General features: G+C 68.8%; 22 protein-coding genes. 15 read left to right on the forward strand and 7 right to left on the reverse strand.

The window, feature by feature from the left end; translation table 11 throughout:
* Positions 1-35: 35 nt before the first annotated feature.
* From RIB98_05945 to RIB98_05960, 4 genes are all read left to right on the forward strand, one after another.
* Positions 36-422, forward strand: a complete 387-nt coding sequence (locus RIB98_05945) for a hypothetical protein (protein MEQ8840502.1) — start codon at positions 36-38, stop codon at positions 420-422.
* Between the two features lie 65 nt (positions 423-487).
* Positions 488-1,042 (forward strand): TIGR03086 family metal-binding protein, encoded by a 555-nt coding sequence (locus RIB98_05950; protein ID MEQ8840503.1) that lies wholly within the window; start codon positions 488-490, stop codon positions 1,040-1,042.
* Between the two features lie 119 nt (positions 1,043-1,161).
* Positions 1,162-1,545, forward strand: coding sequence for a metalloregulator ArsR/SmtB family transcription factor (locus RIB98_05955; protein ID MEQ8840504.1), 384 nt, complete (start codon positions 1,162-1,164; stop codon positions 1,543-1,545).
* Positions 1,542-2,027, forward strand: a complete 486-nt coding sequence (locus RIB98_05960; GenBank protein MEQ8840505.1) for an SRPBCC domain-containing protein — start codon at positions 1,542-1,544, stop codon at positions 2,025-2,027. The genes RIB98_05955 and RIB98_05960 overlap by 4 nt, the downstream gene beginning before the upstream one ends.
* Before the next feature lie 6 nt (positions 2,028-2,033).
* Here RIB98_05960 and RIB98_05965 read toward each other — a convergent pair whose 3' ends face one another.
* Positions 2,034-2,486: a hypothetical protein gene (locus tag RIB98_05965; protein MEQ8840506.1), complete on the reverse strand. Its 453-nt coding sequence runs from the start codon at positions 2,484-2,486 to the stop codon at positions 2,034-2,036.
* Between the two features lie 59 nt (positions 2,487-2,545).
* Between RIB98_05965 and RIB98_05970 the strand changes: the two genes are divergently transcribed.
* The 9 genes from RIB98_05970 to RIB98_06010 are packed head-to-tail and all read left to right on the forward strand — an operon-like array spanning position 2,546 to position 11,547.
* Complete coding sequence (locus RIB98_05970; protein MEQ8840507.1) at positions 2,546-3,976, forward strand: hypothetical protein; 1,431 nt, start codon at positions 2,546-2,548, stop codon at positions 3,974-3,976.
* An 18-nt stretch (positions 3,977-3,994) separates the two neighbouring features.
* Complete coding sequence (locus RIB98_05975) at positions 3,995-4,432, forward strand: nuclear transport factor 2 family protein (GenBank protein MEQ8840508.1); 438 nt, start codon at positions 3,995-3,997, stop codon at positions 4,430-4,432.
* On the forward strand, positions 4,429-5,172 hold the full coding sequence (locus tag RIB98_05980) for an NUDIX domain-containing protein (GenBank protein ID MEQ8840509.1): 744 nt from the start codon (positions 4,429-4,431) through the stop codon (positions 5,170-5,172). Before RIB98_05975 ends, RIB98_05980 begins: the two co-directional genes overlap by 4 nt.
* The gene (locus tag RIB98_05985; GenBank protein ID MEQ8840510.1) at positions 5,169-7,508 is read left to right on the forward strand and encodes an HAD-IC family P-type ATPase; all 2,340 of its coding nucleotides are present in this window, start codon (positions 5,169-5,171) and stop codon (positions 7,506-7,508) included. Before RIB98_05980 ends, RIB98_05985 begins: the two co-directional genes overlap by 4 nt.
* Positions 7,509-7,546: 38 nt before the next feature.
* Complete coding sequence (locus RIB98_05990) at positions 7,547-8,386, forward strand: SDR family NAD(P)-dependent oxidoreductase (protein MEQ8840511.1); 840 nt, start codon at positions 7,547-7,549, stop codon at positions 8,384-8,386.
* Positions 8,383-9,213 (forward strand): enoyl-CoA hydratase-related protein, encoded by an 831-nt coding sequence (locus RIB98_05995; GenBank protein MEQ8840512.1) that lies wholly within the window; start codon positions 8,383-8,385, stop codon positions 9,211-9,213. The genes RIB98_05990 and RIB98_05995 overlap by 4 nt, the downstream gene beginning before the upstream one ends.
* A complete protein-coding gene (locus RIB98_06000) occupies positions 9,192-9,875 on the forward strand; it encodes an SDR family oxidoreductase (protein ID MEQ8840513.1) in 684 nt (227 codons plus the stop codon). The genes RIB98_05995 and RIB98_06000 overlap by 22 nt, the downstream gene beginning before the upstream one ends.
* Positions 9,872-10,684: an SDR family oxidoreductase gene (locus RIB98_06005; GenBank protein MEQ8840514.1), complete on the forward strand. Its 813-nt coding sequence runs from the start codon at positions 9,872-9,874 to the stop codon at positions 10,682-10,684. Before RIB98_06000 ends, RIB98_06005 begins: the two co-directional genes overlap by 4 nt.
* Positions 10,681-11,547: a YegS/Rv2252/BmrU family lipid kinase gene (locus RIB98_06010; protein ID MEQ8840515.1), complete on the forward strand. Its 867-nt coding sequence runs from the start codon at positions 10,681-10,683 to the stop codon at positions 11,545-11,547. The genes RIB98_06005 and RIB98_06010 overlap by 4 nt, the downstream gene beginning before the upstream one ends.
* Positions 11,548-11,578: 31 nt before the next feature.
* Here the strand turns inward: RIB98_06010 and RIB98_06015 are convergent, their stop codons facing one another.
* Both RIB98_06015 and RIB98_06020 read right to left on the reverse strand, forming a co-directional pair.
* Entirely contained in the window at positions 11,579-12,490 is a 912-nt protein-coding gene (locus RIB98_06015; GenBank protein ID MEQ8840516.1) for a formylglycine-generating enzyme family protein, read from the reverse strand.
* Positions 12,487-12,834 (reverse strand): WhiB family transcriptional regulator, encoded by a 348-nt coding sequence (locus tag RIB98_06020; protein ID MEQ8840517.1) that lies wholly within the window; start codon positions 12,832-12,834, stop codon positions 12,487-12,489. The genes RIB98_06015 and RIB98_06020 overlap by 4 nt, the downstream gene beginning before the upstream one ends.
* Before the next feature lie 247 nt (positions 12,835-13,081).
* Here RIB98_06020 and RIB98_06025 point away from each other — a divergent pair, with 247 nt between their 5' ends.
* Positions 13,082-13,741 carry an alpha/beta fold hydrolase gene (locus RIB98_06025; GenBank protein MEQ8840518.1) on the forward strand — a complete coding sequence of 220 codons (660 nt, stop codon included), beginning with the start codon at positions 13,082-13,084 and terminating at the stop codon, positions 13,739-13,741.
* Between the two features lie 26 nt (positions 13,742-13,767).
* Here RIB98_06025 and RIB98_06030 read toward each other — a convergent pair whose 3' ends face one another.
* Genes RIB98_06030 through RIB98_06045 form a run of 4 tightly spaced genes read right to left on the reverse strand, consistent with a single transcriptional unit; the run spans position 13,768 to position 18,141 of the window.
* Positions 13,768-14,964, reverse strand: a complete 1,197-nt coding sequence (locus RIB98_06030; GenBank protein ID MEQ8840519.1) for a CoA transferase — start codon at positions 14,962-14,964, stop codon at positions 13,768-13,770.
* A 2-nt stretch (positions 14,965-14,966) separates the two neighbouring features.
* Positions 14,967-16,433: an aldehyde dehydrogenase family protein gene (locus tag RIB98_06035; protein ID MEQ8840520.1), complete on the reverse strand. Its 1,467-nt coding sequence runs from the start codon at positions 16,431-16,433 to the stop codon at positions 14,967-14,969.
* Positions 16,434-16,444: 11 nt separating this feature from the next.
* Positions 16,445-17,758 (reverse strand): bifunctional diguanylate cyclase/phosphodiesterase, encoded by a 1,314-nt coding sequence (locus tag RIB98_06040; GenBank protein MEQ8840521.1) that lies wholly within the window; start codon positions 17,756-17,758, stop codon positions 16,445-16,447.
* Complete coding sequence (locus RIB98_06045; protein MEQ8840522.1) at positions 17,755-18,141, reverse strand: hypothetical protein; 387 nt, start codon at positions 18,139-18,141, stop codon at positions 17,755-17,757. The genes RIB98_06040 and RIB98_06045 overlap by 4 nt, the downstream gene beginning before the upstream one ends.
* Positions 18,142-18,748: 607 nt before the next feature.
* Between RIB98_06045 and RIB98_06050 the strand changes: the two genes are divergently transcribed.
* The gene (locus RIB98_06050; protein MEQ8840523.1) at positions 18,749-19,948 is read left to right on the forward strand and encodes an acetyl-CoA C-acetyltransferase; all 1,200 of its coding nucleotides are present in this window, start codon (positions 18,749-18,751) and stop codon (positions 19,946-19,948) included.
* The last annotated feature ends 2 nt before the right edge of the window (positions 19,949-19,950 follow it).

Genomic DNA, 19,950 nt, shown 5'->3' on the forward strand with positions numbered 1-19,950 from the left:
CCGGCTCGGCCGAATCATCCAGCAGAGGACAGCAAATGCGTATCTCGAAGAGCGACATCCCGACGAAGATCGATGTTCCCGGCGCAGTCGCACGCCAGGCGCGGGACTTTGGCGATCCGTCCGCATTCTCCTCGCTGGGGGCCGAGTACTTCTCGCTCGCCGCGGGTACCGACATCGCACCGCTTCTCGCAGGTTTGGTCGACGACGCCTGTCACGCACCCCACTGGGGATTCATGCTGTCGGGCCAAGTGGTGGTCAACTACACCGATGGAACCGAGGAGACCTGCAGTAGCCAGGACCTCTTCTACTGGCCGGCCGGTCACAGCGTTCGCGTCACCGATGATGCCGAAGTGATCCTGTTCAGCCCCCAAACCGAGCACACCGCCGTCATGGATCACATGCTGGCGACCATGGCCGGCTGAGCACTTCGCACCCCCATCGACAGACATCTATATCCCCACCATCCATCCACAGACAGGGAACGATCATGCAAGGCAACGAACAACTGGCCGTCATCATCCCGAAGCTGCGTGAGGTCGGGTCTGCGATCGATCCGAGCCAGCTCGACGCCCCGACCCCCTGCAACGACTTCGATGTCGCCGGGGTACTCGACCACATGACCGCGCTGGCGTCGACCTTCGCGCCGATGTTCCGAGGCGAGGACGCGACGACCGGCAACGCACCGGGCGAGATGACCACCGAGTTGTCCCGTTTCGACAGCGCGATGGCTGCACTACTCGACGCGGTGCAGTCCCCGGGGGCGCTGGATCGGACGATCCAGACCCCCAGCGGAGAGATGACTGGGGCCGACTTCGCGCGACTCGTCGCGTTCGACGGGCTCGTCCACGGATGGGACCTCGCCTCTTCGACCGGACAGGAATGGGAGCTCGCTGACGACCTCGTCCGCGAGGTCGACGCCTTTGCCCGGCGGGCAATCACCAACGAGATGCGTGATGGTGACGCCTTCGATGTCGAGCAGGAGCCATCCGGCGGAGCCACGCCGGTCGAGCGCCTGGTCGCGTTCTCCGGCCGAGCAACATGATCGGCCCGAGGGAGTGAACCGGCTGACCTCCGGTCGGTGCGCTTGACAAACGTCGACAAGTCAAAACTTTCTGTCTAGGTTAATTAGACAACTCGGAAAGTATGACGAGGTTGGCTCCGGTGACGAACGCGCTGATCGACCAACAACTCGATGACGAACGGCTCGACAAGACCTTCGCCGCGCTCGCCAACTCGACCCGGCGGGCGATCCTCGCTCGTCTCGCCCAAGGGGAGGCCAATGTCAACGAACTGGCGGCGCCGTTCGACCTGACACTCCCGGCGATCTCCAAGCACATCAAGGTGCTCGAGCACGCCGGCCTCATCGCCCGCAGCAGAAACAAGCAGTTCCGACCGTGCGCCATCGACGCCGCGCCGCTGGCCGAGGTGTCGACCTGGGCCGACCAGTACCGCCACATCTGGGACGACCGCTTCGACCGCCTGGACGCCTACGTCCGAGAACTCCAGTCCGACGACAAGAACCCTGACCGGAAAGACGAGCAATGACCGACACCAACGATGTCCGACTCGAACGAACCTTCGAGGCACCGATCGACCTGATCTGGGAGATGTGGACAGACGCCGAGCACTTCGCCAACTGGTACGGCCCGATGGGCGCCCGGATCCCGACTGCCGAGATGGACGTCCGGATCGGCGGTCGGCGCCGCATCACCATGGAGATGGACACTCCCAACGGTTCGATGCAGATGTTCTTCGTCGGCCAGTACCGGGAGATCGATCCCAAGACCCGCCTCGTCTACACCGAGAGCGTGGCCGACGAGGCCGGCAACACCATGACGGCCGAACAGATGGGCATGCCCGCCGGCACACCGATGGAGACGTCGGTCGTCGTCGAACTCGAGGACCTGGGGCCACGCACGAAGATGACCCTCACGCACGTCGGCGTTCCCGCCGACTCCCCCGGCGGCCAGGGCTGGACCATGGCGCTCGACAAGCTGGAGGCCCTGGTGGCCGGGGCCGGCGACTGAACCCGCCTAGCGCGCGACGGCGTCGGCGGTGACCTCCATGTGGCCGAGGTGCTGGAAGAGCTCCTCGAGCACGTGCAGCACGAGCGCGTCGTCCGACCGGTCGTCCCCCGGGAGGAAGGCCCGGAAGTCGTGGTCGATGGCGGTCGGTCCGGCGGCGAACTCCGGCACCAGCACCGCCAGCCGCGCCAGGGTCTCCTCGATTCGCTGACGGAGCTCCGCCACCGTCGCCACCGTGGAGAATTCCGCATCACGATCGCGGTCCGATGGTCGACCGAGCCCCGGCATCTCGAACCATGACGGGGCGAGCTCACAGCAGTGCACCACGAGGCCGGCGATCGAGTTGGTGCCCCAACCGTCGGGCGTGGCGTTGACGGTGGTGTCGTCGACCCGGTCGAGCACCTTCCCGATGCCGCCGAACGCAACGTTCAGATAGAGCAATGCGGTGTCGGGAGCGAGCATCGATCCAAGTTAGGCGGGTCGACCTCGTCAGCCCAGCCGACGCCGGTACGGTGCGATGCATGTCGCTCCCCCGCGCCCGGATCGTGGTCGCCCTCGTCATCGCGATCCTGGCCACGGCCTGCGCCCCCGGGCCCGATGTCGGCGGTAGCGGCAGCGCGACAGCGACGATCCCGCCGAGCAGCACGACCTCGGTCGTGCCACCGACCACCGTGCCCGACGAGGGCGCGCCAGAGGGCCTCGGACCCCAGGCCGGTCCGCCCGAACTGTTCCCCGTCGACCCCGCCGATCTCCCGCCCGTCGACTTCGTCGACGGACGCATCGCGTTCCACGGCGCGACCGCGGCCATTCGCAGCGGAAAGGTGACGACCGATCTGGTCATCGACACCCTTCCGGCGCAGCCCACATGGTCGCGAGACGGCAGTCGGCTCGCGGTCGTGGCCCTCGACGGTCGCGAACCGACGATCAGCATCTTCGACGGCGAAACCGGCGACCCACTCTTCACCAATCCCACCGACCGCCTCTACTACTTTCTCAGCTGGAGTCACGACGGGACCCGCATCGCAGCCCTGGGCGGCGAGATCGACGAGAACGGCACACCTCGGACGGTGCTCGATCTGCTCGACGCCGATGGCACCGTGGTCCAGTCCGACGTCGCCTCGGCCGGGTCGCTCTACGTCGCGTGGGATCTCGGCGATCTCCGGCTCGTCGCCCACGCCGACGACCGTCTCCTGCGCGTCGATCCCGACGGCACCGCCACCGACATCGGCGCGGCCGGACTGCAGTTCTTCGCCCCCAAGTGGATTCCGCAGACCGACGACATCCTCGTCGTCGCCGACATCGAGGGCAGCGACTACCTGGTTCGCCGCACCGTGAACGGACTCGACACGCTGCAGAGCCTCGGCGAGGCCGACACAGAGATCGGGATCTCGGTGAATCCCGACGGCCGGGTCGCCGCGATCTCGCGCAACTTCGAGGTCGAGGGTGGCGAGGGCGCGGAGCGCATCGGTCTGCCGGCGGTGTTCCCCCAGACCGCCACCACAATGTCGGGTGCCATCGAGATCCTCGATCTCGAGACCGGCACCCGGGTCGAGGTGTTCAGCGGCCTCAATCTCTGGGCCGAGTGGAACCCGCAGGGCACCCACCTCCTCATCTACGAAGCGGGCACCGCTCCCGAATCCGAGGCCGAGGAGGATGCCGAGTTCGACACCGGGACCTGGTGGGTCTACGAACACGATCCCACCGCGTTCGAGCCCAACCCGCCCGTCGAGGTCGTCACCTTCTCCCCGACGCCGACCTTCGCCCGGTCCTACCTGGCGTTCGGCGACCAGTACATCGAATCGCCCCGGCTGTGGTCCCCCGACGGCACGCGGTTCGTCTACGCCGAAGTGACCGACGCCGGTTCTCTCGTTCGCACCGGCGACATCGACGGCGCCGACACCCCGACCACGGTGGGCGCCGGTGAGGTCGGCTTCTGGAGTCCGGGGACCTGAACCCGTAGCCTGCGCTGCGTGAACATCCAAGAACTCTCCGACCGCCTCGAGATCAACGAACTCCTCAACCGCTACGCGCGGTCGGTGGATCGCAAGGACTGGGACCTCTACCGCGAGGTCTTCACGCCCGACGCCGACATCGACTACACCTCGGCCGGCGGCATCAAGGGCGACACCGAGACCCAGGCCGCGTGGCTCGCCGAGGCCCTCGCGCAGTTCCCGGCCACCCAGCACATGGTCGCCAACGTGAGCATCAGCTTCACCGACGACGACAACGCCACGGTCGAGGCGATGTTCCACAATCCGATGATCATGCCCGACAAGTCGGCGTGGGTCACCGGTGGCTGGTATCACCACGAGGTCCGCCGCACGTCGGACGGTTGGCGCAGCGTCAAGCTGGTCGAGGAGTCGGCATACTTCTCTGGCATGCCGACCGATCTGGACCGCCCTGAATGACCGCTGAGGACCGCGTGGGCCGAGACAAGGCCCGGATCGACGAATGGATCCGTTACGCGGCCACCAGTGGTGAAACCCCGGCGATCGACGCGGCCACCGTGGTGGTGCTGCGCGACGGCGACGACGGCGTCGAGACGCTGATGCTGCGCCGCAACTCGAAGATCGCCTTCGGCGGCATGTGGGTGTTCCCCGGCGGCCGGGTCGACGAGGCCGACCGCGCCGCGGCTGCCGACGCCCTCGATGCGGCGCGGATCGCCGCCGTTCGCGAGGCCGAGGAGGAAGCCGCGCTCGTCATCCCCGCCGGCGAACTCGTCATGTTCGCCCACTGGATACCTCCCCCGATCGCACCGAAGCGCTACGCGACCTGGTTCTTCGCGGCCCGGGTGGCCGACCGCGCCCATCGCATCGACGACGGCGAGATCGTCGAGAGCGACTGGATGACCCCGGAGGAATGTCTGGGTCGCCATCACCAGGGCGAGATCGAACTCGCCCCACCCACCTGGGTCACGCTCCACTCGCTCCGGGGCCACGGCCGTGTCGACGGCGCGCTGACGACCCTCGCGGACCGGCCCGCCCGCCACCACGCCACCCGGATCGGACGCACCGATGAAGGGCCCGTGGCCATGTGGGAGGGCGACGCCGGGTACGACGCGGCCGACCCCACCATCACCGGGCCCCGTCACCGTCTCGAGATGTACGCCGAGGGCTACCACTACGACGACTCCGGGGTACGCGGGTGACCCCACTCACCGGGCTGAGCACAGCCGAGGTCGAGGAGCGGGTCGCCGACGGGCGCGTCAACGACGTACCCGACGCGCCGGTACGTTCGTTCTCGGAGATCGTCCGGGCCAATGTGTTCACGCCGGTCAACGGCATCATCGGATCTTTGCTGGTGCTGATCCTGGTGGCCGGCTACCCGGCCGACGCGCTCTTCGCCGGCGTCGTCGTGTCGAACAGCGTGATCGGCATCGCCCAGGAGCTCCAGGCCCGGCGAACGCTCAACGCCCTGGCCGTGCTCTCCGCGCCGCGGGCCCGGGTTCGCCGGGACGACACCGTGAGCGAGATCGGCGTCAGCGGTGTGGTGACCGACGATCTGCTCGAACTCGAGCCCGGCGACCAGATCGTGGTCGACGGTGTGGTCGCCTCGGCCTTCGGGCTCGAGGTCGACGAATCGCTTCTGACCGGTGAATCCGACCCCGTCGAGAAGTCGGAGGGCGACGAGGTTCGCTCCGGCTCGTTCGTGTCGGCGGGATCCGGCGCCTACCGGGCCACCCACGTCGGGGCCGACTCCTACGCCGCGAAGCTCGCCGAGGAGGCTCGCCGGTTCGAGATGGCCGGGAGCGAACTCCGACGCGGTGTCAACAGGATCCTCAAGTGGCTCCAGATCATCATCCCGCCGGCGGCGCTGCTCCTGCTGCTGCGCCAGCTCGGCACCGAGGACCGTTGGGAGAACGCCCTCCAGGCCACCGTCGCCGCGGCGGTGGCGATGGTGCCCGACGGCCTCGTGCTGCTCACCAGCCTCAGCTTCATCACCGGCGTGATCGCGCTGGCCCGCCGCAAGGCGCTGGCCAAGGAACTCGCGTCGGTCGAGCTCCTCGCCCGCGTCGACACGCTCTGTCTCGACAAGACCGGCACGATCACCACCGGTGAGATCTCACTCGGTCAGGTCGAACCGCTCGGGGAGTACACCGCCGAAGAGGCGGCGCTCGCGCTGGGAGCGATGGGCGCAGCCGACCCGGCTCCCAACGCGACCCTCGCCGCCATCGCCGGAAGCCACCCATCGCCTGACTGGGTGATCGGCGAGAACCTGCCGTTCTCGTCGGCCCGCAAATGGGCCGGCGCCGACTTCGCCGACCACGGCGTGTACTACCTGGGCGCGCCCGACATCCTCTTCGACGACGATGACGACGCCGAGCGGGCGCGGGCCGACGAAGCCTCCGCGGCCGGCACCCGCGTCCTCCTGCTCACTCGGGCCGACGGTCCGTGGGCGGGAGACTCCCTGCCCGTCCAGCGGCATCCCGTGGCGCTGATCCACCTCGAGGACACGGTGCGCGACGACGCACCCGAGATCCTGGCGTTCTTCCGCGACCAGGGCGTCGACATCAAGGTGATCTCCGGCGACAACGCCGCAACCGTTGCCGCCGTCGCCCGCCGGGCCGGCATCCGGTTCGGCGACGACCACGGCAACGTCAACGGCAGCGGCTTCATGGACGCGCGCACCCTCCCCGAGGATCAGGAAGGCCTGGCCGACGTGCTCGAGACCACCACGGTCTTCGGGCGGGTGACCCCGCATCAGAAGCGGGCGATGGTTCACGCGTTGCAGTCGCGCGGACGCATAGTGGCGATGACCGGCGACGGCGTCAACGACGTCCTCGCGCTGAAGGACGCCGACATGGGTATTGCGATGGGTGCCGGGTCCTCGTCGACCCGAGCGGTCGCCCAGCTCGTGTTGCTCGACAACAAGTTCGCCACGCTCCCTCGTGTGCTCGCCGAGGGCCGCAAGGTGATCAACAACATCGAACGGGTGGCCAACCTCTTCATCACCAAGGCCGCCTACGCCGTGCTGCTCACTGCCCTCGTCGGCATCGCCGGCTCGCCGTTCCCCTTCCTGCCTCGCCAGCTCACCCTGATCGGCACGTTCTCGATCGGGGTGCCCGGGTTCTTCCTCGCCCTCGCCCCGAACCACGCGCTGGTGCGGCCCGGCTTCCTCGAACGCGTGCTGCGCTTCTCGTTGCCCGCCGGCGCGGTGGCCGGCACGGTCACCTTCGTGCTCTACGAGATCGTCCGCCGGATGGACGACGTCACCATCACCGAGGCCCGTACGGCAGCCACCGCCACGCTTCTCCTGCTCGGCCTCGTGATCCTGCTGCTGATCAGCCGGCCGTGGAAGCCGTGGAAGGTGGGGCTCGCGGCGGCCATGGCCGGGTGCTACGTGCTGGTGATGGTCTGGCCGTTCGCCCGCGAGTACTTCGAACTCGAGCTGCCCACCGCGCCGGCGTGGGGGGCGGTCGGCGCGGCGAGCGCAATCGGTGCGATCGGCATCTGGACCGCCGGCAAGATCTTCACCGACGACTGAGTGTTCACCGACGACGGACTCGTCCTAGTGTCCGGGCCATGACAGGACGACTCGAGGACCGCCGCACGATCATCACGGGTGCGAGCCGCGGTATCGGTGCGGGCATCGCCGAGCGATCGGCCGGCGAGGGAGCGCGACTGGCGTTGGTCGCCCGCACCCTCGATGCGCACCCGACGCTGGCGGGATCACTCAACGAGACGGCCGAACGCTGCCGCGCCCTCGGCGCCGACGTCGTCACGATCGTCGCCGATCTCACCGACGAGACGGACCGGGCCCGGGTCGTGCCCGAGGCAGCCGATGCGCTCGGCGGTCACATCGAGGTGCTCGTGAACAATGCGGCCGGCGCGATCTATCAGACCCTCGACACCTACCCGTTGAAGCGGCGTCGCCTGATGACGGAGATCAACATCCACTGTCCGCTGGATCTCGCGCAGGCTGCCCTGCCGGGGATGGCCGCAGCCGGCGAAGGGTGGATCGTGAACCTGTCGAGCGGATCGGCCCGACCGCCCGACGGCCCGCCCTACGACCTCGGCGGGGTGCGCGGCACCTACGGGTTCTATGCCGCGTCCAAGGCGATGCTCAACCGGCTCAGCATGGCGATGGCCGCGGAATGGCACGAGCACGGCGTGCGGGTCAACACCGTCGAGCCGAAAGCCGCGGTGCTCTCGGAGGGGGCCGACGAACTCGTGGGCGCACAGCTCTCCGAGGACCAGATCGAGTCGATGGAAGCCATGTGCGAGGCCGCCCTCTGGCTCTGTGACTGCGGCCCCGATCACACGGGCAAGGTCGAGGCGAGCCTCGACCTGCTCACCCGCGAAGGGGTGGCACCGATGAACCTGCAGGGCACGGCCCTGCACCCCAACGGCCATCGACGATGAGCCTCCACGACGACTACGACGACCTCCGGGTCGAGGTCGACGGCCAGGTGGCGATCCTCACGCTGGATCGGCCCGAGCAGCTCAACGCGTTCTCCGGCGCCATGGGCCGCAGCCTCACCGCCGCGTTACGGGCCGCCGACGCCGACGACGGCGTGCGCGTCGTCGTGCTGACCGGCGCGGGACGAGCATTCTGCGCAGGTGCCGACTTCTCCGGCGGATCCGGCGTGTTCGGTGCACCGACGAAAGAGACGTTCTCCTCGGACCCCCTCGACGACTTCCACCCGTGGGATGTCCGCAAGCCGGTGATCGCCGCCATCAACGGCCACGCGGTGGGTCTGGGCATGACGATGACGCTCCAGTGCGACATCCGCATCGTTGCCGAGGACGCGAAGCTCGGCATCGTCCAGGTACGGCGGGGCATCCTCCCCGATCTCCACTCCCACTGGACGCTTCCCCGGCTCGTGGGCCACACGCGGGCGACCGAGCTGCTCCTCACCGGTCGCATGTTCAGCGGCCGCGATGCTCTCGAATGGGGGCTCGCAACCGACGCGTTGCCCGCTACCCAGGTCCTCCCCAACGCCCTCGAACTCGCCCACGAGATCGCCGCCCAGACCGCACCGATCTCGGTCGGCGCCTCGAAGCGGCTGATGTGGATGAACGCACCCACACCCGAGCGCATCAACACGCTCGAGCGCGACATCCACCTGCATCTCATGGGCACCGCGGACTCGAAGGAAGGCGTGATGGCATTCATGGAGAAACGTGATCCCGAGTGGTCGCTGTCGATGAGCGAGGACTGGCCGACATGGCTCGACGAACTGCACTGATCGTCGGTGCCGGCGATCCCGCCGACGGCATCGCCGCCGGTCTCGCCGACGAAGGGTGGGAGGTGTTGCGGCTCGCCGACGACGATCTCGCCTGGACCGACCAGACCATCAGCGAGCAACTCCCTGGTCCGAACGGCGCTGATCACGAGGGGCTCGACCTCGTGGTGCATGCCCGGTACCCGGCGCCCTCCCGGCGGCGAGCCGACCTCATGGACCTGACGCCCGACGACTGGCATCGGATGGCCGACGAACCGCTCGAGGCGGCCGTGCGGCTGGCCCGCAGCGCCCATCCACACCTCGCCGCGTCGAAGGGCACGCTCGTGTTCCTCGTCCCCCTGATGGCATCCGCGGGCGGCGAGGGGTTCACCCCGATCGCCTGCGCGGCCGAAGGCATCCGACTCCTGGCCAAGTCGGTGGCGAAGTCCTGGGGCGACCACGAGATCCGTGTCCACGCCATCACTCTCGACCCGGGTGCCTTCCTCTCCCCCGCCGATGCGGAAGGGATGGCCGAGGCCAACTCACTCCAGGACCCACCGCTCGGTCGGGTCCCCGACCTGACCACCGAGGTCGCCCCCATCCTGGCGGCCCTCACGACCGACGACTTCACCGCGCTGGTCGGCGCCTCCCTGGTCGTCGACGGCGGACTCTGGATGCCCGGATGAACCCTCCCACCACCGACCACGAACCCAATCCCCCGCTCCCGCACCTGGCCGGGCTGCTCGACGGGCGGGTCGCCATCGTCACCGGCGCCGGTCAGGGCGTCGGTGAGGGCATCGCCGCCGCGATGGCCGCAGCGGGCGCCACCGTGCTGATCGCCGCTCGCCGGGCCGAGACCGGCGAACCCGCAGCCGCCCGCATTCGCGACGCCGGCGGCACCGCCCAGTTCGTACGCTGCGACGTCACCGAACGAGCCGACGTGGACCACGCGGTCGCCACCGCGATCGCCGACCACGGGCGGCTCGACGTGATGGTCCACAACGCGGTCTCCCCGCCGGGGCCGCCCCGACAGATCCAGGATGTCGACGACGAGACGATCGCACTGCAGATCGCCACGTCGACCACCGCCGCGTTCCATTGTGCGCAGGCCGCGTTTCCGTATCTGCGGGCCGACTACGGCACCTTCATCCTGCTCACCTCACCGGCCGGCATCGAGGGCAGTGGTCACCTGCCGATGTACGGCACGGTCAAGGGCGCCCAGCGCGGCATCCTGAAGAGCCTCGCCCGCGAATGGGGCCCGGCCGGTGTGCGCGTCAACGCGATCGCCCCGGTGGCCTGGACCCCGGCCATGGATGTCGCCACCGAGGCCAACCCCACGCTCGAGGCCCGGCTGCGGGGCCGCACCCCGTTGCAGCGGATCGGCGACCCGACCGACGACATCGGCCCGGTCGCGGTGTTCCTCGCCTCGCCGATGGCCCGGCACATGACCGGCCAGACGCTCGCCGTCGACGGTGGTCGGTACCTCGGGCTGTGAGTCGCGTCCACCTGCTGATCGGCCCCGAGTCGGGCAAGGGACGGGCCGCCGCAGCACGTGAAACGGTCATGGCCACGATCAGCGGCGAGGGACACGAACCCGTGGACATCACGGGCTCCTCGGCCGCCGCGAGCAGGGCCGCGGCTGCCGCTGCGGTGGCCGACGGGGCATCGCGTCTCATCGTCGTCGGGGGCGACGGCATGGCCCAGCTCGCGGTGTCCGCGGTGGCCGGCACCGACACGGTCCTGGGCATCGTCCCGATCGGCACCGGCAACGACTTCGTGCGCGGCCTGTCCACCATCCCCGACGACATCACGGCGGCGGCCCGGTTGGCGCTGGGCGAGGGAAAGCCGCTCGACGCGATCCGCACCGAGACGGGTTGGGTTGCATCGGTGGCGACCGCAGGCTTCTCGGGTGACGTCAACGAACGAGCCAACGGCATGCGGTTCCCCCGCGGGTCGTCTCGCTACACCCTGGCGACGCTGGCCGAGCTGCCCACGCTGCGGGCCCGCCACCTGCGGCTGACGATCGACGGCACCACCACCGAACTCGATTCGGTGCTACTGGCCATCGCGAACACCGGCTGGTTCGGCGGTGGCATGCACATCGCCCCCGACGCGGAACCCGACGACGGGCTGCTCGACGTGACCGTGGTCGGCGCCGTGGGACGTCTCGAACTGCTGCGCTTCTTCCGGCTGGTCTTCAGTGGTCGCCACACGACCCACCCGGCGGTGCAGACCCTGAAGGGCCGTCGCATCACGATCGAAGCCGACGACCTCGATCTCTGGGGCGACGGCGAGGCGATCGGGCCAGCGCCGGCCACGTTCGAGGTCGTGCCGGGCGCGCTGCACATTGCTCGATGAAGCATTGCTCGCTGAAAACATGGCTCGATGATCAACGGGGAGGGAATGCCACCCGGAACCCCATGTTGCCCGTCGAGGTGTCGAAGGTGTTCGACGAACGGGCGCCGACCCGATAGCGGTTGCAGTAGGAGTCGTGGCACAGATACGAGCCGCCGCGGATGACCCGGTGATTCGGGCGGTCGGCGAACTCGTCGGCGCACCACTCCCACACGTTGCCGGCCGTGTCGTGGAGTCCCCAGGCGTTGGGCGGATACGTCCCGACCGGCGACGTCCCCAGATACCCGTCGTCGAGCGTGTTGCGCATCGGGAACTCGCCCTGCCAGATGTTGCACATGTGCCGGCCGGCGGGCGTCAGCTCGTCACCCCATGGGTACTCGAACTGATCGAGTCCGCCCCGGGCCGCCCGCTCCCATTCGGTCTCCGTCGGCAACCGACCGCCGACCCACTCCGCATAGGCCACGGCCTCGTGCCACGAGACGTGCACCACCGGGTGGGCCTGCAGTCCGGTCAGATCGCTGTGTGGACCACAGGGGTGACGCCAGTCCGCGCCCTCGACCGCTCTCCACCACTCGGCCCCCACCACTCCTCGGGTGGCGCCGAAATCATCGGGAAGGAGGCCGCCGAACACGAACGACCACCCCTCGGTCTCGGCGATCGTGCGACAACCGGTGGCGTCGGCGAAAGCGGTGAACTCGGCATTGGTGACCGGTGCGGTCGCCAGCTCGTACGCATCGGTGTGCGCCGAGCGGATCGGTCCTTCATGGTCACCGGGGAACCGTCCGTGGGCGGTGCCCATCCGGAACGATCCGGCGTCGATCGCAATGGTCGGAGGTCGAAGGACGGACGGAGTGTCGGACCCGGGGGCCGGGGTCGAGTCGGCACGCGCCGACGGGGTCCGTGGATCGCCGTCGCGAGACGGCGCACAGCACGGTTCGTCGTTCAGGAGGCGCTGGCCATCGCGTCGCGAGCACGCTGCTCGGCGACGCGCTTGCGCCCGATGATGGGAGTGGTGGGAGGGAAGCCGGCCTCGGCTCGCTCGGACTCGCTCTCGCCGCCCCAGAAGCCGAGCTCCCGATTGCTGCGGGCGTAGTCACGGCACGACGCGAGCCCGACACATCCCTGACAGATGACCCGCGCGGCGGCCTCACGGCGCACCCGCGCCTCGGGCCGTTCGGCGAACGGAGCGAAGAACAGATCGCTGTGGCCGGCACAGGCCGCCACGTCCATCCATTCCGTCGATCCACTCGGCCCCATCGGCATTTCGGCCGGTTCGATGATCTCCAACACCTGTCACACCCGCTTCCCTGGAGCCCTTCCCACCCGGTTCGTGTGGTGCGGTGCCCCGTTCGGCTACACCAAGCAACCTAGGAAACCGCAGCGTGAAAGTCCCGTGAACTCCGATGATTGTTCGCGCTAGCGGCCATCGCGAAAAGTGATCGACCACCCAGCGTCGGTCTGTCCGACAGAATTCCGTCTGACGGTGTGTCAGTTCGATCGATGCCAAGTCGGCGCCGCAGGCCTAGGGTGCTCGCCCATGGGGCCTCCTGTCGTTCTTCTCCACGGCTTCGCCACGTCGACCGAACGCACCTGGCGCGAACCCGGGTGGTTCGATCTGCTGAAGGACGCTCGGCGGCGGGTGTTCGGGATCGATCTTCTCGGCCATGGCGATGCCGACAAGCCCACCGACCCGGCGGCCTACGACGATCTCGTCGCCCCGGTGATGGACCAGTTCCCCGAAACCCCGGCCGACGTGGTGGGCTACTCGCTCGGCGCCCGCACCGCGCTCGAGATCGCCATCCGCCATCCCGACCGGGTGAACCGGCTCGTGCTCGCCGCCGTGGGCGAGAACCTGGTCGCCACCTCCGACACCGCCGCCGGTGAGATGACGCCCAACGTGGCCGACCACTTCGAGTCCCTCATCGCCGCCCCCGGCAACGACGCCGACGCACTGCGCGCCTGCATCAGCCGCGAACGGCGCACCTTCTCCGCGGCCGAGCTCGCCACCGTTCGGGCGCGGTGCCTGATCGTCATCGGTTCCGACGACTTCGCCGGTCCGCCCGAGCCGTTGGCGGACCTGCTCCCCGACGCCACCATCAAGGTGCTGCCCGGCATCGATCACTTCGGCCTGCCGAAGCAGTTCGGCTTCATCGACGCCGCGCTCGAGTTCATCGAGGCCGTGCCCGACTGGGGCTGACCCTCAGGCCAGTGTTCCTCGCTGTGTCAGGCCACGGTTCCGTCGTCGCGCAGCGCGCCGATCTCGGCACCCGTGAGACCCAGCACGTCGCCGAGGATTTCGTCGGTGTGCTGGCCGAGTCGCGGCGCAGCCACGGGCTCCTGTGGGAGCAGGCCGTCGAACGCCACCGGCGAGCCGGGGCTGAGGTAGCTGCCGATACCGGGCTGCTCGACCTCGCGGAACAGCTCACTGTCGGTCGAGCAGCGAGGGTCGTCGTCGACCAGCTGACGAAACGACTGGTAGCGGCCCCAGCACACACCGAGCTCGTCGAATCGAGCGGCGACCTCGGCGAGGGGGCGGGCCGCGATCCACGGAGCGACGCACGCGATGACCTCGCTGCGGGCCAGGAACCGGTCGCCTTCATCGCGGAAGTTCCAACCGCCCGCCGACTCGACCGCGGCCACCGCGTCGGTGGCCTCGGTGGCCTCGAGCAGGCTGCGCCACTGCTTCGGGCTGATCCCGACCGCGTAGACCCGTTCGCCGTCGGCGGTGCCGAACTCGGCCCCGAAGGCGCCATACAGGTCGTTGCCGAAGCGTTCGCGCTGTGTCCCGTTGATCTGGGCTTCACCGACATGGCCGAGAGCGGCCACTGCGGCGATGGCGACATCGGACAGAGCCAGGCTCATGTTCGCGCCCACCCCGTTGCGGAGCCGATTGCGGTCGGCGGCGAGGAGGCCGAGCGCCGCGGTCTGTCCGCACACGAGATCCCATGCGGGCAGCACGTGGTTGACCGGGTCGTCGCGATCGACGGGACCAGTGGCCAGTGGATAGCCGACCGCACAGTTGACCGTGTAGTCGAGCGCCGTCGTGCCGTCGCGGTTGCCGGTCACGGCGAGCATCACCAGGTCTTCCCGCTCGGCCGCCAGGGTGTCGTAGGCCATCCATCCCGAGGCCGGGAAGTTCGTGAGGAACGTGCCGGCCCGCCGAATCAGTTCCGTCAGGATCTCACGCGCCCGGGGAGAACGCAGATCGACGGCGATGGACCGCTTGCCCTTGTTCAGGCCGGCCCAGTAGATCGACTCGCCCTCGGCCGTGAGCGGCCAGCGGCGGGCGTCGAGCCCGCCACCGATCTGATCGAAGCGGATCACGTCGGCACCCAACTGGGCGAGTGTCATCCCGCCCGAGGGCGCGGCAACGAACGCCGATCCCTCGATGAGCTGGAGGCCCTCGAGGGGCGGGATCACGCTCAGCCGATCCAGCTGATCGACTGGAGTTCGCTGTAGGCCTCGATGCCCCACTTGCCGCGATCGCGACCGACCCCCGACATCTTGAAGCCGCCGAACGGCGCCTCCATGTGGGGCTGGATCACGTTGAGGCCGACACAGCCGGTCTCGAGCTGCTGGCCGAGATGGAAGGCCCGCTTCGTGTCGCCCGAGAAGACGTAGGAGTAGAGGCCGTAGTCGGAGTCGTTGGCCATCTGCACGGCCTGCTCGTCGTCGTCGTAGGGCATCACGACGATGACGGGACCGAACGCCTCTTCACGCACGACGTGCATGTCGGGCGTGCAGTCGGCCAACAGCGTCGGCGCGATGAAGTAGCCGGGGAGATCCGGACGCTCGCCGCCGCACACCATCGTGGCGCCGGCGTCGGTGCCGGACTTGATGAACTCCTCGACCCGATTTCGGTGCAACTCGGTGATGACCGGACCGATGATGGTCTCGCGGTCGGTCGGGTCGCCCACCTTCATGAATCCGGAGAAGGTCTTGAGCGTCTCGACGAGCTGGTCGTAGACATCGCGATGGGCGATGACCCTCGTCGGCGCGGTGCAGATCTGGCCGGAATGGAAGCCCCACACGGTGGCGATGGCCTGCGCGGCCACGCCGATGTCGGCATCCTCGGTGACGATGGCGGCACCCTTGCCGCCCAGCTCCATGAGCAGTCGCTTCATCGTCTTGCCGCCGTTCTCCATGATCTTGGCGCCGACCGGCGACGAGCCGGTGAACGAGATCATGTCGACGTCGGGCGAGTCGACCAGCGCCGCCGGTGCCTCGGGGCCGGAACCGTTGATGATGTTGACGACGCCGGCCGGGAAGCCGGCGGCCTCGACTGCCTCGCCCACGAGGAAGATGCCGAGGGGATCCTGGGGTGCCGGCTTGATGACGGTGGTGCAGCCCGCCGCGAGCGCGGGAGCGATCTTGCCGGCCACGTTGGTGATCGGGAAGTTGTAGGGCGTGATGGCGGCGACGACACCGACGGGCTGACGCTTCACGTGCGCACTCATCAGCCCGGCCGGACCGAGGGGACCGGCCGCCGTGGGGATGGGACGGAGGTTCTCGTCGAGATCGATCGGGTGTGCGTAGTAGCGGAAGCGATCGACAGCGGGGCCACCGACCTGGAGGTTCTCCGTGGTCGTGAGCGTGGCCCCGGTCTCCGCCTGCACGGTGGCGACCCAGTCGGGTGAACGCTTCGCGATCTCGTCGCCCAGTCGACTGATGTGGGCGCACCGCTCTTCGCGCGAGAGTGCCTTCCAACCGGCGAAGGCCGCCTTGGCTGCTGCGGCGGCGTCGTTCGCCTGATCGACGGTGGCCTCGGGCGCGTGCCCGACGACCTTCGTGGTGGCGGGATCGATGATGTCGTAGGTACCCGCACCGGGGTCGACCCACTCGCCATTGATCAGCAGTTGCCAGTTCTTGTCGACGTCGATCGTGCTCATGGCACGGGACTCTATCCCTGACGCGCCGACCGATACGAAGTGACGTCGAAGGGGGTTTCGGCCACCACGAGTGCATCGATCTCCGTGGCGGGCAGCGGTCGTGCGAACAGATAACCCTGTCCGACCCGGCAGCCGAGCCGCCGCAGCGTCGCTGCCTGCGCCGCGGTCTCGACACCTTCCGCGACCACGTCGATCGCGAGGGCGTGGGACAGGGCGATCACGGCGGCGGCGAACGAACCGTCGTCCTCGGTGCCGCCGGTCAGCTCCCACACGAGGCCGCAGTCCACCTTCACTTCCGAGACGGGGAACCTCCTCAGATAGGAGATCGAGGTGAAGCCGGCACCGAAGTCGTCGATCGAGACCCCGACGCCGGTCTCACGCAGCTTGCGCAGGCGACGAGCCACGATCTCGGGATCCTCCACCAGCAGCGTCTCGGTGAGTTCGATCGTCAGCTGGGCCGGATCGAGTCCGCCTTCCATCGCGAGCGCGCGACGCACCTCGGTGTCGACATCGATGCGGGCCAACTGCCACGCGCTCATGTTGGTCGACAGCAGGAGGCGGGGGCCGTGGGGTCGCAAACCGTTCCACCGACGCAGATCGCACAGGGCGGTGGCGAGCACCCAGCTGTCGATACGGGCGATCAACCCACTCGATTCGGCCAACTCGATGAACTCCGACGGAGGCACGAGACCCACGCCCGGCCGTTCCCAGCGCACGAGCGCCTCCACGCCGACCATCGCGCCGGTCATGAGGTCCACCTTCGGTTGGTAGAGCGTCCGCAGCTCGCCCTCGTCGAGCGCCCGACGGAGTGCGGCCTCGAGATCCACCTGGTCGCGGGCACGACCGCGGAGCTCGGCGTCGGCGACGATCACCTCGCCCTTCGTTCCCTGCTTGGCGGAACGGAGGGCGAAGTCGGCCACGTCGAGAAGCTCGGTCGGTTCGAGATCGTCACCGGTCACCGCGACGCCGATCGACGCACCGACCCACGCCTCGCGTCCGGCGAGAAGGATGGGGCGGGAGAGACTCTCGACGACGCGGTCGGCGAGGTCTTCGGCCGCCGCTGCGTCGCCAACGAGGGTCGACACCACGACGAACTCGTCCCCGGCCAGGCGAGCGACCGTCCAGTCGGGTCCTGCCGTGTCGGTCATCCGACGGCCGACGATCCGCAGCAGTTCGTCTCCGGCGGGGTGTCCGAGCGTGTCGTTGACCGCCTTGAACCGGTCGAGATCGACGAGGAGCAGCGCGGCCGGTCCCCGATCCAGATCGGCCATCAGCGTCTCGATCGCTCGACGATTCGGGAGTCCGGTGAGCGGGTCCTCTCTCACCAGTGTGTCGAGGCGCCGAGCGAGCCTCGTGTTCTCCGACGCCAAGTAAGAGAGTGGGCACCACCGACGACCAACACGAGCAGCTCGGTCCAGCCGTCGTGCTGCTGCACCGACACGTGGCTCACCACCGACGCGACCGCCCAGGCGACCAGCGGTGCCCACGTGACGACCAACTGCCCCTCCCCCGGCTGCAGCGTGCGGGCCCGCGGTTTGGGCGCCCCCACGGTCGCGATGGCGGCGATCGCTGCGCCGCCGAATGCGAGCGTGAACGCGTAGTCCTCGATCGACCCGTGCGTGACGGCGCCGTTGACATGGGCGACGCCGAAGACGCCCTGCGCCGCGGCGAGGGCCACCACCGGTCCGGCCAGGCGCAGCAGGGCCATCCGGTCGGCCCGTCGACAGGCGAACAGCAACAACCCCAGCACGGCCGCCAGTGCTGCCGCGTTGAACTGTTGCGCAGTGAGACTGACCCGCGTCGACTCCGCCAGGTCCGCCGGGACCCGATGCTGCGGATCAGGTCCCGGGCCAGGACCGCGACCGCCATCGTGTGCAGCGCGGTGACCGCCGGACCGATGCGGAAGGCCAGCGGGTACGAGGTTGTCCCGGGCTCGACCGGGTCGACGGCGTACAGCAGGAGCACGGCCGCCATCGAGACGAGGAGCACCGTCCACGCACGACGATCCGGCCCCTCGCTCCGCCGTAGCCCCCAACCGAAGCGACGAGCATCGCGATCCCGTTGACCAGACTCGCGCCATCGGAGATCAGCCGAGTCGTCGCCGTTCCGAGTGGAGCGGCGAATGCCACCGCCGTGACCACGAGGACGACCACGACCGCACAACTGAAGGCGCGAAACTGCGCGTGTTCCCGGCTGACCGTTGCATGCATCGCTCGACCATCGGCACCGAGGCCCCTCGAATGGAGCGTCTCTTCCGCTCGGCATTCCGACGGAATCTGTCTAACCTCCCGACTACTACCGAACGAGGAGTCGTCATGGCAGAAGCCGTCATCGTTGCAACATCTCGGACGCCGATCGGGCGTGCGAACAAGGGCTCGCTGGTCGACGCCCGCCCCGACGACCTGTCGTCGTTCATCCTGGCCGACGTCATGGGCAAGGCCGGCGTCGAAGCCGCCGATGTCGAGGACGTCATCTGGGGTATCGGGCAGCCGGGCGGCGAGGGCGGCTACAACATCGCCCGTGTGATCTCGGCCATGCAGGGCCTCGAGATCCCCGGCGTCACCGTCAACCGCTACTGCTCCTCCTCCCTGCAGACCATCCGCATGGCGGCCCATGCGATCATGGCCGGCGAGGGTGACTGTTTCGTCGCCGGTGGCGTGGAAACGGTCAGCCGCTACATGCACGGTGCGGCCGACTCGGGCCCCCACAACGAGAAGTTCGCCGACGCCGAGGCTCGCACCAAGAGCCGGACCAGTGGCGAGGACGGTCCGTGGGCCCCCGCCGCAGGCGTGCCCGACATCTACATCGCCATGGGCCAGACGGCCGAGAACGTCGTCGAGGCCACCGGCATCAGCCGTGAGCGCCAGGACGAGTGGGGCGTCAGTTCCCAGAACCGGGCCGAGGCCGCGCTCAACCGTGGATTCTTCGAGCGCGAGATCACTCCCTACACCCTGCCCGACGGCACCGTGGTGTCGACCGACGACGGCATCCGCGCCGGCACAACGCTCGAGAAGGTGTCGCAGCTCCAGCCGGTGTTCCGTCCCGGTGGCACCGTCACCGCCGGCAACGCATGCCCGCTCAACGACGGCGCGTCTGCCGTGGTCGTGATGAGCGACACCAAGGCCAAGGCCATGGGCATCGAGCCGATCGCCCGCATCATCTCCTCCGGCGTGTCCGCCCTCAACCCCGAGATCATGGGTCTGGGTCCGATTGATGCCTGCCGTCAGGCCATGGCCCGCGCCGGCATGAGCATCGGCGACATCGACCAGGTCGAGATCAACGAGGCGTTCGCCGTTCAGGTCATCGGCTCGGCCGACGAACTGGGCATCGACATGGACAAGCTCAACCCCAACGGCGGCGCCATCGCCCTCGGTCACCCCTTCGGCATGACCGGCTCTCGCATCATGACCACCCTGCTCAACGGCCTCCAGGACTCCGGCGGCACCATCGGCATGGAGTCCATGTGCGTCGGCGGCGGCCAGGGCATGGCGATGATCGTCGAACGCCTCAACTAGGC

The sequence above is a fragment of the Acidimicrobiales bacterium genome, from assembly GCA_040219515.1.
Taxonomy (GTDB): Bacteria; Actinomycetota; Acidimicrobiia; order Acidimicrobiales; family Aldehydirespiratoraceae; genus JAJRXC01.

Excerpts from the sequence above, each read along its gene's own strand:
- RIB98_05945 (MEQ8840502.1), top strand. The coding sequence starts at position 36 with ATGCGTATCTCGAAGAGCGACATCCCGACGAAGATCGATGTTCCCGGC.
- RIB98_05950 (MEQ8840503.1), top strand. The coding sequence starts at position 488 with ATGCAAGGCAACGAACAACTGGCCGTCATCATCCCGAAGCTGCGTGAG.
- RIB98_05960 (MEQ8840505.1), top strand. The coding sequence starts at position 1,542 with ATGACCGACACCAACGATGTCCGACTCGAACGAACCTTCGAGGCACCG.
- RIB98_05965 (MEQ8840506.1), bottom strand. The coding sequence starts at position 2,486 with ATGCTCGCTCCCGACACCGCATTGCTCTATCTGAACGTTGCGTTCGGC.
- RIB98_05970 (MEQ8840507.1), top strand. The coding sequence starts at position 2,546 with ATGTCGCTCCCCCGCGCCCGGATCGTGGTCGCCCTCGTCATCGCGATC.
- RIB98_05980 (MEQ8840509.1), top strand. The coding sequence starts at position 4,429 with ATGACCGCTGAGGACCGCGTGGGCCGAGACAAGGCCCGGATCGACGAA.
- RIB98_05990 (MEQ8840511.1), top strand. The coding sequence starts at position 7,547 with ATGACAGGACGACTCGAGGACCGCCGCACGATCATCACGGGTGCGAGC.
- RIB98_05995 (MEQ8840512.1), top strand. The coding sequence starts at position 8,383 with ATGAGCCTCCACGACGACTACGACGACCTCCGGGTCGAGGTCGACGGC.
- RIB98_06000 (MEQ8840513.1), top strand. The coding sequence starts at position 9,192 with ATGGCTCGACGAACTGCACTGATCGTCGGTGCCGGCGATCCCGCCGAC.
- RIB98_06005 (MEQ8840514.1), top strand. The coding sequence starts at position 9,872 with ATGAACCCTCCCACCACCGACCACGAACCCAATCCCCCGCTCCCGCAC.
- RIB98_06025 (MEQ8840518.1), top strand. The coding sequence starts at position 13,082 with ATGGGGCCTCCTGTCGTTCTTCTCCACGGCTTCGCCACGTCGACCGAA.
- RIB98_06035 (MEQ8840520.1), bottom strand. The coding sequence starts at position 16,433 with ATGAGCACGATCGACGTCGACAAGAACTGGCAACTGCTGATCAATGGC.
- RIB98_06045 (MEQ8840522.1), bottom strand. The coding sequence starts at position 18,141 with ATGGCCCTGCTGCGCCTGGCCGGACCGGTGGTGGCCCTCGCCGCGGCG.
- RIB98_06050 (MEQ8840523.1), top strand. The coding sequence starts at position 18,749 with ATGGCAGAAGCCGTCATCGTTGCAACATCTCGGACGCCGATCGGGCGT.